The organism is Alteromonas antoniana (assembly GCF_019249295.1).
Taxonomy (GTDB): domain Bacteria; phylum Pseudomonadota; class Gammaproteobacteria; order Enterobacterales; family Alteromonadaceae; genus Alteromonas; species Alteromonas antoniana.
The window spans coordinates 174,564-185,711 of the sequence record NZ_JAESDH010000004.1; the positions used below are offsets into that span (position 1 = coordinate 174,564).

General features: G+C 48.3%; 7 protein-coding genes. 4 read left to right on the plus strand and 3 right to left on the minus strand.

What is annotated here, in order from left to right:
• Window position 1 precedes the first annotated feature (1 nt).
• The gene (locus JKP77_RS04830) at window positions 2–3,121 is read left to right on the plus strand and encodes an efflux RND transporter permease subunit (RefSeq protein ID WP_218310068.1); all 3,120 of its coding nucleotides are present in this window, start codon (window positions 2–4) and stop codon (window positions 3,119–3,121) included.
• A 156-nt stretch (window positions 3,122–3,277) separates the two neighbouring features.
• Here the strand turns inward: JKP77_RS04830 and JKP77_RS04835 are convergent, their stop codons facing one another.
• Together JKP77_RS04835 and JKP77_RS04840 are read right to left on the minus strand one after the other, a co-directional pair.
• Window positions 3,278–4,381 carry an RNA polymerase sigma factor gene (locus JKP77_RS04835; RefSeq protein ID WP_218310069.1) on the minus strand — a complete coding sequence of 368 codons (1,104 nt, stop codon included), beginning with the start codon at window positions 4,379–4,381 and terminating at the stop codon, window positions 3,278–3,280.
• Window positions 4,382–4,383: 2 nt separating this feature from the next.
• Window positions 4,384–5,271, minus strand: a complete 888-nt coding sequence (locus JKP77_RS04840) for an alpha/beta fold hydrolase (RefSeq protein ID WP_218310070.1) — start codon at window positions 5,269–5,271, stop codon at window positions 4,384–4,386.
• Between the two features lie 413 nt (window positions 5,272–5,684).
• On the opposite strand from JKP77_RS04840, the gene JKP77_RS04845 reads away from it, so the two are divergent.
• Window positions 5,685–7,223, plus strand: coding sequence for a BamA/TamA family outer membrane protein (locus JKP77_RS04845; RefSeq protein WP_218310071.1), 1,539 nt, complete (start codon window positions 5,685–5,687; stop codon window positions 7,221–7,223).
• 227 nt (window positions 7,224–7,450) lie between these two features.
• On the opposite strand, the gene JKP77_RS04850 is transcribed toward JKP77_RS04845, so the two are convergent.
• Window positions 7,451–9,097, minus strand: coding sequence for an HAD family acid phosphatase (locus JKP77_RS04850; RefSeq protein ID WP_218310072.1), 1,647 nt, complete (start codon window positions 9,095–9,097; stop codon window positions 7,451–7,453).
• A 701-nt stretch (window positions 9,098–9,798) separates the two neighbouring features.
• On the opposite strand from JKP77_RS04850, the gene JKP77_RS04855 reads away from it, so the two are divergent.
• Together JKP77_RS04855 and JKP77_RS04860 are read left to right on the plus strand one after the other, a co-directional pair.
• On the plus strand, window positions 9,799–10,350 hold the full coding sequence (locus JKP77_RS04855; RefSeq protein WP_218310073.1) for a hypothetical protein: 552 nt from the start codon (window positions 9,799–9,801) through the stop codon (window positions 10,348–10,350).
• Between the two features lie 249 nt (window positions 10,351–10,599).
• Entirely contained in the window at window positions 10,600–11,073 is a 474-nt protein-coding gene (locus tag JKP77_RS04860; protein ID WP_218310074.1) for a hypothetical protein, read from the plus strand.
• Window positions 11,074–11,148 lie beyond the last annotated feature (75 nt).

Genomic DNA, 11,148 nt, shown 5'->3' on the forward strand with positions numbered 1-11,148 from the left:
TATGTTTTCAAAGTTCTTCATTGCCCGCCCCATCTTCACTATTGTTATTGCGCTTCTGATCATTGGGGCCGGTATTTTCTCGGTAACCAGTTTGCCCCTTGAGCAATACCCAAGCATTGCGCCGCCCAAGGTATCTATTTCTGCAACGTACCCGGGGGCGTCTGCGCAAACACTGGAGAATACGGTAACCCAGGTTATTGAGAAGAACCTGACCGGTATTGATAACCTCAGATATATCCAGTCGCAGAGCTCTTCAGCAGGAACTGCCTCGATTACGCTGACATTTGAGCCCGGTACCGATCCGGATATCGCGCAGGTGCAAACGCAAAATAAAGTGTCGCAGGCCCAGTCATCGCTGCCGCCGGTGGTGCAGCAGCTTGGGGTAGCGGTGGAGAAAGCCGGTAGCAGTTACGCGCTTATCGTGAGCTTTTCTTCAAAAAGCGGCAACATGAACCGCAATGACATTTCTGATTTTCTGGTTTCCAACCTCGAAGAGCCATTAAGCCGCGTAAACGGGGTGGGGCAAATCCAGACGTTCGGGCCCGAGCACGCCATGCGTATCTGGCTCGATCCCCACGCCATGAACAACTTTAATATCACAACGCTGGATGTGATCAGTGCCATTGAAGAGCAGAACGTACAGCTGGCGTCGGGAGAAATTGGGGGCGCGCCGTCGGTTGAAGGACAGCAGCTAAATGCGACGATCACAGCCCAGACTCTGCTCACCAGCCCCGAAGAATTCGAGCAGATCTTGTTATCAGTGAATTCAGATGGCTCTCATGTCTCGTTAGGCGATGTGGCCCGTATTGAAATTGGCGCCGAAAGCTATCGGGTGATCGGGCGCTGGAACGGCCAGCCAGCCTCTGGTATCGCCATTGAATTATCGCCCTCAGCCAACGCACTGGAGACCATCCAGGCTGTTAAAGCGCGGGTGGACGATTTTGACAATATTATTCCTGATGATCTTGAGATTCAGTATCCGGTAGACATTTCACCGTTTATCGAAGCCTCGATTTTTAACGTAGTGGAAACCCTTGGCATTGCCGTAGTGCTGGTGGTGCTGGTTATCTATATTTTCTTACAAACACTGCGGGCAACCTTTGTTCCCGCGGCCGCCATCCCCATCGTTTTGCTGGGCACGTTCGCCTTTCTCGCCATCATGGATTATTCCGTAAACGTACTGACGCTATTCGCGCTGGTGCTGGCTATCGGCATGCTGGTAGACGATGCCATCGTGGTAACAGAAAACGCCGAACGTAAACTCGAAGAAGATGATTCTCTTACTCCGAAAGAAGCGGCAAGACAGGCAATGAAAGAGATTTCGTCAGCGTTGTTAGGCACAACAGTTGTGATATGGGCGGTATTTCTGCCGATGGCGCTATTTGATGGCTCTGTGGGCGTAATATACCGCCAGTTCGCTATTACCATTTCAGCAGCAATGGGCTTGTCGTTGTTCGTGGCGCTGACCCTGTCACCGACACTATGCGCCATCTTTTTGGAGCAGGGGAAAAAAGAAAAGCACAGCGGCTTTTTTGGCTTGTTTAACCGTGGCTTTAACAAATTACGTGGTGGTCATGAACGGCTGCTAAACGGCACCCTGAATAATCGCATTATCCTGCCTGTCGTGTTTATTTCTGTGATAGTAGTGAGCGTGTTGATATTCCTTCGTATCCCTACTTCATTTTTACCTGAAGAAGACCAGGGACGGATGTTTACTCTGGTTACCGGTCCACCCAGTACCACGTTGCAACAAACCCGCGACAAAATTGAAAAAGTTGAGGATTTCTACCTGAATGACGCCGGCGACGCGGTGGAAGGGTTGTTTACCGCTGCCGGGTTCAGCTTTTCTGGGCAGGCGCAAAATGTCGGTATCGCCTTTGTGAAAATGAAAGACTGGGAAGACCGCGGCGAGGGTGGCAGTGTCTTCGAAATCCAGAAGAAAGCCACGCAGGCGTTATCGGGAGTGTCAGACGCGATGATCATTCCGCTTATTCCGCCACCGGTCAGTGCATTAGGAAATGCCAGTGGTTTTGAGTTTCAGCTTATCGACCAGGGCGGATTAGGGCATCAGGCGTTGGTGCAGGCGAGTAATCAGTTCCTGGCTCAGGCTAATCAGAGCCAGATGCTCACGGCGGTTCGTTTCAACGGATTATCTGACAACCCGCAATACAGTCTGGATGTTGACACGATTAAAGCGCGAGCATTAGGGGTTCCGATATCGACGATTAACCAGACATTAAGTGCAGCGTTAGGTGGCGCGTATGTGAATGATTTCATCGAAAACGGACGCATCAAACGTGTTTACGTGCAGGCCGAAGACAAATACCGCATGCTGCCGGAAGATATTAACGACTGGTATGTACGTAATGAACAGGGCGGCATGGTTCAGCTTAAGGAAATTGCTTCTGGTGAGTGGACGTACGGTCCGCCCAAGCTTACCCGTTTTAACGGTAGCTCTTCCCGTGAAATTCAGGGCTCGACCACGCCAGGGATAAGTTCGGGTGAAGCACTGCAGGAAGTGGAACGTATTGCAGACTCATTACCAGACGGTATCGATATCGCCTGGACGGGGCTGTCGTATGAAGAAAAGCAAAGTGGCAATCAAACCCTGCTGCTTTACAGCATTACCATTATCGCTGTGTTTATGATCCTGGCGGCATTATATGAAAGCTGGGCAATCCCGCTGGCGATTATGCTTACCGTTCCGTTTGGTATTTTTGGGGCTGTGCTTGCTACCTGGCTTACCGGACAAGCCAATGATGTGTATTTTCAGGTGGGCCTGTTAATGACAATTGGGCTGGCAGCAAAAAATGCCATTCTTATTGTGGAGTTTGCCCAGCATAACGTAAATGAGGGCATGGAACCTTTTGACGCGGCACTGACTGCGGCGAAACAACGTTTACGTCCCATTCTGATGACCTCACTGACCTTCATTCTGGGTGTTATGCCGCTGGCGTTTGCCGCCGGGCCGGGCTCTGGTGCGCAGAATGCAATCAGTATTGGTGTGCTGGGCGGGATCACCGCTACCACGTTATTTGTGGTGTTGTTTGCGCCTTACTTCTTCTTGTGGGTAAACCGGGTGTTTGGTCATACCGCCAAAACCAGTGAAAACCAAACATAAGTAGGAAAGCCGTTGAAAGAGACATTCGCTGAGTATCTTCATTACACTTCTGCGGCGCTACAGTGAAAATCGTTAGAGGCGAAGCCGAACATACGGTTTGTTCGGCTTCTACCGTGGACGATGGCAATTGCGAGCGTGAGTGTGTCGATCGGGGCGTTAAAAAAACGGCCTGCCACTGGCATAGAGTCCAACAAACATCGCGGCATTGCCGACGATAAATCCCGCATAAAGCCCGAAACGGCCGCTGCTAAACCCAAATACACTTCGCGTCGGAGCCGCCTGACGCTGCTGTTGTTCATCTGTAATCATGTTCTGCATCTTCATCGTTTGCACGAAAATAACGCCCATCATTAACTGATAAGTGATGACGGGGCCAACCCAACCTGACGTAAATTCATAGGCCGCAGCCCACAGAGCGCCGGTTATCAGAGTGGCAACGACGGTGCGATCACGTTCCTTTCTTAATGCCGCCTTGCGCTCTTCATCCTGCATATGCCGAAGCGGAATGCTGGCGCTGATATACACGGTAAGTGCACCTACGACGGCGGCAAGCATAGCGCCGCTAAGCAGCCACTTTACCGTACCCCAGAAACCGCCGCTGGTAGCGGCTCCAGTCGCAGCCTGCGCCGGCGTGCTGAATCCGCCACCAATAAGTGCTGTCGCACTGATTGCCATTGTCGGTGAAGTTGACAGGATAAGTGCACCATACTTGTCCAGCAGTTTCTCACGCAGGGACAAGCGCGCCCTGCGAAGTTGCTGGCGAACCGTATCGTCAGAGATGTTCAGCAGTCTCGCCACCTGGGCGCTGGATTGTTCTTCACGATAATACAACAATACAATTTCGCGGGTTTCTTTGGGGAGTTCATCGACAACGCGGGTCAGAATTTTCGCCTGCTGGTCGCGTGTGAATTCGGTTTCCACACTGTCATCGTCGTTACAGAATTGCGCAAACAAAACATCAGCTTCTTCACTGCTGGCGCGCTGCGACACTTTGTTATCTCTTAAATAGTTGAAGGCCGCATAGCGAGTTGACTGGCGCAGCCAGGGTAAAAAGCTGGCCGGGTTCTTCAGGGTATCTAACTTCTGCCAACACTGAATATACACCTGCTGCGTAACTTCCTCGCTGGCATCAAGATCTTTCACCACGGCCAATGCAATACTGCTGATGGTGTTTCGTGTCGCTTCAATTAAACGGGTGAATGCACCATTGTCACCCTTCATAGCCAGCAGTACATCATTTTCCATAACGTGTGTACTCATGACTACTCTCCTAAAAACGCAGTAATGTGATTATTTAACCATGTGGGGTCATCAAACATAATAAAATGACGGGATTCCGTATTCATGATTACCCTGGCATGCGGCGCCTGTGCAAGCTGCTCTTCATACAAAGACTTAGCATAAGCGTGTTCGGCTTGGTTTGTAAATGCACCCGAGGCACCGAGCAGCAGGATTGGCGTGTTATCTCCTGCTAGTAACGGACGTAAATCGCGGACCATTAGATCATGGGTGATCTGACCCACAGTGGCAGGATCTGACTGCGCTGCCAAATCCAGCACGTTTTGTTGTGCCTCTTTCGAAGTCGCCTGAATGGCAATGCCTAATTGTGTTTGCGCCAGCAGTTGTTCACGATTGAGCTGACGGTAAAGGTTGCGGATTTGTAAGGCCTGCGGACGAAGATCTTCTGGCGTAGTAGCATTCGTGCGGGTAAACACCGGGCCTATAAAGGGGAGTCCGTCCACCGATATGGTTTTTTTGATGGCCACCTGAGGATTGACTGTCAGCGCCAAAGCAATAAAGCCGCCGAAGCTATGACCAATCACGACGGGAGAATGCAACTTCTCCTGATGGATATAATCGACGATTGCCTGTTCTATGTTTCGTGCCGTGGTGCCTTCAGTTTCGGGTGTTGCCCCAAAGCCTGCGACATTAACAATGTGTACCTGATAGTTTTTCGACAACGCTTTCGCCGTGCTTTGCCACACTGAACCATCAGACATGAGTCCCGGAATAAGAATGACAGGTTGGCCACTGCCGACAGTATCGACTTTGATTATCGGGGTTGAATCATTTGCATAAGTTGACTGGCTCATTGAAAGAGCCGTTATCATGAAAGTGAAAGTCATCAGGTGTTTTATAAAAGTTTTCATTACCGTTTCCTTATTGATTTATCTGTTCAGAACAAAGAAACGGTCGTGTGGAAAAATGTGACACACAAAACAACTATTTTTTAAAAAAGTAAGAGAATTCCGTATTTTTACAGATTCTCGAAATGCCAAATGCTCTTAGCGCAGAGCCAGCTTTCATATTTGAATATCCGCTACATATTCATGCTTAGCTTTTACCAATTGAGCTGTGGCGGCGAAAAACATCCGACGAGGTTATTGGGGAGCCGTACTTAATGCGTTGCAGTAAATGTAAGGCACTTATGCCTGAAAGAGTGTATTGCGCAAGAAAATGATGACCTTAAGACTGCCATAAGCTTATAACGTTACAGTCTGATGCAATTCGTTAAGAGCAGACGAGAGCTATGTCGTTAATCCGGTCGCTTACGTGTTTTTTTTTGATGGTTTTTATCTCACCGATACAGGCCGAGGATTGCCCGCCACCGCCGCCGCTGAATATAACAACCAATGATATCTTTGATCTGGATGATCCCGATACCCTTTGGGTTCACCGCCTGGCAAACAACTTTCATACTGTTACCAAGCAGTTTACCATCGAAAACGAGCTGGCATTTCTGAATGAAAAGTGCGGAATTAATGAAAAAGATCTTCAGGAAGTTGAACGCACGTTAAGGCAGCTTAAGTACATAAAGTCAGCCGTCGCCTCACAAAATGACGACGGTGAGATCAACGTTGAAACCACAGACAAATGGACGTTAATGCCTACGGCTGATTTTGGCCGAAAAGGGGGCGTGAACAAATATTCCGTCGGTCTGAAAGACAGAAATTTGTTGGGGTATGGTATTGACGCTGAAATTGAGTATTACAAAGATGCACAGCGTTCCGGGTATGTGCTAAGCAGCCACTTTCCGTTGTATACGAGTAACAATGTCTACGGCAGCCTGACACTGTCTGACACCGATGACGGGAGTATGCAAGCGGCCAGCATTCTCAAACCCTTTATCAGTTTTGACACCACAACAGCCTGGTCAGCAAATATCTATCGCAGCGACCTTTCTCAGCAATACTTTCTAAATGGCAGTGATTATTACGAGCTGAATTTTTCCGACAGGGATTTGCAACTGAGCTGGGGTAAAAAATGGTGGCGTGATGAAGACTCAGTGATCAGGTACAAACTGGGTGTTGACTATACTCAGCGGACATTTAATTCCATTTCTTCCGTTTACGATATCAACCTCCCCCCGGACCGGGAATATCTGGTGCCTTTTATACAGCTTGAATACGCTGAAGATAATTTTAAAACGTTGACCAATATCCATGTAATCAATCAGATTGAGGATTTTAATTTTGGTTGGCATTTTGTGAGTAAACTGGGCATGAATGTAGCCTCAAGGGACAATGACGAAGCGCGTTATCTTATGAGCCTGGCAGCGAGTAAAGGAACACAGCTTTCTGAGTCAGCAATGCTGTTGTCGCGTATTTCCTACGAATACGACGTCGGTGGTACATCAGTGCCGCGCTCGGTTTTGACTATGGAAAATGAGCTTTTCTTTAAGGTGTCACCGAAGTTTGGACTGTATGGTGCACAACGTCTGTCACACACAAAAAATCAGTACGCCGATCTGCCTGTTGTTATAGGTGAAGAAACGGGTGTCCGAGGGTATCCGCTTGAATTTCAGCGAGGAACAACGGCAGCATCCTTTACTGGTGAGTTACGTTACTATCCCGATATCAGTATTTATGATTTGTTTGATGTGGGAGCGGCGGCATTTGTAGATGCCGGCAGAGTTTATGGTACGAAGGGATTTGATAACGAGTACTCTCAGTGGCTCACCAGCTTTGGTGTTGGTGCACGGTTTTACTCACGCCATGCCTCTGATACCCAGGTTATTCATGTTGATGTTTCATTTCCAACGCTTAGCGACGACAACGTGGATAATGTGGCATTTCTTATTACCAGTAAAACCAGCTTTTAGACGCAGCTTTGATACGCCAAACCTTTAGTGTGAGAAGGAATAGGGGGGCAGAAGCGCAAATACCTTAACTTGTGTTGTCTTTCAAAGTGTTTGCGCCCTGTTCATCCACGTTTCGTGACAGAATAATCATTACTCCTGCCCGTGGAAGCCTGTCGTAGCCGGATAATTGCTGAGAAACGCACGCAAGCCGGATCCGCTATAACCGGCCGGCAACTGCGAAAAAGCGCTTACCAGGACCCATACATAGGGTTGGGTAATAAGAAGAGAGTGTCTCCGAGCGCTGGCAGCAGCTTCTCGATGTCTGCGTCCTCCTGCGTTACACCGGCGAAGTCTTCAATATTATCACCAACCTGAAATGCAATATTGTGAGGCTGTTTCCAGGTCAGATTTATCTCTCGGGTAAGCTGGAAACACTGCGCCAAACCGGATGAGATTTGCTGGCGACGAAGGTCTTTGTCGTTAGTAATACCTGGCTGTCCCATGGCTTTTTTATCTGCGTCAGTGCGTCCCATCAGACAGGTATTGTTCGACGTTACCGGTACGCCAAGAGCCTGTAGGTTACGCCAGGTATGCATGTCCAGTGATCTATTTCGATTCGTTATGAGAGCGATTTTGCCACCTTTCTCAAATACCGCTTCAATAAAGGCTTTTGCCCCGGGAACCAGCGTAGCGCGCTCGCTGGCTACCCACGCATCCCAGGTTTGTGGCGAGTAACCTTTCCCGTTCATTTCAGTTTGTTGCTGATAAGCAGAGTTATCTAACACTGTCTCATCCACGTCCATCACGGCAACCCAGTTCTCCGGCGCATCTGACATCGCTTCTACAGACTCTATCGCCTGCTGATACATGCCAGCAGTCAGCAATTCGTATTCTTTACTGGTACGTTGCCAGATAACGGCATTAGATAACGTAGTTTCGTCATCAAACAGGGTAACTGAAACCGCGCAATGGTCGCTTAACATGGCATCTTCATCCATGTTTTTGAAAGGATAAACCTGCGCGGTTTTTGTGATTGCAGCACCGTTCATTCCGCCGGTGATAATATGATCGATGGGGGCAGGATAGCGCGGGTGGCAGCCTATGAGGTTGCGAGTGGCAATTGACGTCGTTCTGTCATTGCGCAGTAGCGTCTGTGACAGCCGGTTGTAAGGTGCGGATATGCGGTGATTAAAGTCGCCAAGAATCACATAGGGTTTGCCTGAATTCTCTCGCTGCTGTACCCAGTTATCCAGCACAGGAACCTGATCCGCCAATGTCTCACACGCGTCGGAATCGCTACGCTTATAGTCATCTACAAAGCAGCCGCTTTTCAGATGAACCGCAAGAATGTCTGTCGGACCGATAGAAGAGTCGACGGTAATGGATACACCAAACCGTAAGCCAGGGTTGTCCAGACCCAGCGCATCGAGATTATTCACCCCGGTCACATTGATGGCTTTTTTAACGGCAAAAGCCACTTTTTGCTGAGTAGAAGTGAAACCATTCCCGCGGCATTCATAAGACTCACTGTCCGGACGGGACGACAGAATCAACTGCCATTCTGATTCCGGAAACAACATTGCTAACGCGTCCTCTGAAGCAACTTCCTGCAGAGCAAAAATATCCGCATCAACTGAGTTAACATACGCGGACATGGCTGCCAGGTCGTCCTGACTTCGCGGGCGGCACCCGGTATCTGCAGGGTAAGCAAGATGTTCAGTATTCCACGTCACGATTTTAAGAGCATGGCTATTTTCAGAAGACACTGGCGCTGACGTAGGTGCAATAGCAGAAGATGCTGATGCCACATCGCCCGGCAACGCATTCTGCGTAGCACATCCTGCGCTTAAGAGTGCGACGGTGGCCGCGATAAGGGTTCTGGGTAGTGTGTGCATGATAGTCCTTAAAGGTGATGCTTTAATCGTGATCCGTTTGGTCTGAGTGCCCGGGGGCTCGCGATTAACCTTGATTTATAATCTATGGCCTGGCGAGCTACGCGGGCATGTTTGCCTGGTATCTTCTCTCATTCCGGTAACGGGGTCATCTGAAAATGGCATGACGCCGCGCTAGAACCGTTTCCGCTTACCTCAGGGAAAAGCGAAAGTGTGCCAATGCTAATTTATCGATTTATTGGTAATGGTTGATAGCCGTTGATACCACGCCGAAAAATTGAACGCAGAAATGATACAGCAGGGTTAATTAGCGATATAGAAGCCCGCTTTCGCTCTCTTATCCAGTAATTTGAGATGAATTACGCGGTTGTTACGTTAAGAAAGATGCGAATAAGTCTATAGCCACTCAGCGAGTCCTGAAACATGCAGTTGCAAGGCAGGACTCGCAGGGAATGGCGGTCGCCCTTGCCAAGAAGCCTAACGTCGCAAATGTTTGCTTCAGCGCTCGCCCTCCGGGGTTTCCAGCCAAGCGCCTACTCGTCGTTGGTCTTTATTATTTACCCCGTTAGGCCTGAAAAGACCGCCTTGATTAGTCACCTGGCTGCGAGCCTGAGCGACCATAGAGTTATTCGCATCTTCCTTACGTTTAAAGTCGGTTTGGCAGTCTGTGTTTACATCCTGTGTTTATAAAATAATAAAGAACAGTGTTTTTAGTTTCGCTTAAAAATGGACGGGTGTCAGATTCAGCACTATCTTTACGTCTCAAAGCGCATTGTTGTGCTTTGACCTATGGAGATAAAAAGATGATTAAGAATGTAATTAAAGGAGTTATATTTTGTGTATTTAGCGTAGTTTCTATTCAAAATGTATATGCAGATGACCATGAGTTTCCTTTGGTAAGTGGAGTGTACTGGGAAGTTACCGGTATTAAACTTACTGATGGTGGCGGCCTTAAATACGCTAACTGGCTGGCTACTGAATGGCGAAAAAATATGGACTATGCCGTATCTCAGGGATGGTTAACCCGACATGAAATACTGAGTAATGTGCATCCCCGGGCCGATGAACCTGATCTTTACTTAATCCGTGTATTTAACAGCTTGCCTGACGCAGCGGAAGATGAAAAAAGGCAGAAAAACTACATGGCATGGGTAAAAAAAAGCATGGAAAAAATGCAGGAAGAAAGCGGAAACAGAGCAGAATACCGCACGGTTATGAGTACCTCATTGCTGCAGGAAATGAAATACAGAAAGTGAACGCACTATCCTGTCAGGGCCGCTATTCAGCCCTGACAATCAAGGATGTGGTACAGCATGCGTAGCGGTTAAGTATATTCCGTAATCCGTATTTATCGCACCGGACAATATGTGTCTGGCAAAAAAGCATCTATAGTGAATACCAATCCTGTATTCTAACTTGCGCAACTATTTTCACTTGTGAAACCAGAACAGACGCTTTTTCATTTTAAGAGAACCAGAAAACAACGTGCTTTGGTATTTATCAATATGGCGTTGATGTGTTGGTTTTATATTGCCGTGTTATATGGCTATGAATACGTTCAGCAGACCCGCGTAGAAGAGCCCTTAAGACAAATCCTGCTTTGGTCATTTTCCGTATCCAGTCTGATCCTGCTTTATGTTGTCTGGTGGCACCACCGGCATCCGGCCACATACGAAGCTATAGTGACTACCGACAGAATGACAGTGAAATATCCTGATTCCGAGATGTGGTCTTTTGATGTTGCAGTCAGCGATATCAAGCGATTTGAGTCTCGTAGAAGTTTATCTCACGCTGGCCGTGGTATAGCACAACATGGCGTGGTTCTTAATGATGGACGCTTTTTCCATGTTTGCCTGAATTACGGAGTAAGTCTGGGAAAACTTCATAAAGCCGTTCAGTCAGTGAGACCTGAAGTGTCTTTTTCCAAGAAAATAAACCAAAGAGTCGAAGGGCCGCTGGCGAAAGACTACGACGACTGATACACGACAATACGTGTACGGAGCTTTTGGGTGAGCGGATGAAAACCTTTGCTCCATGTCATGTCTCAAATAGCC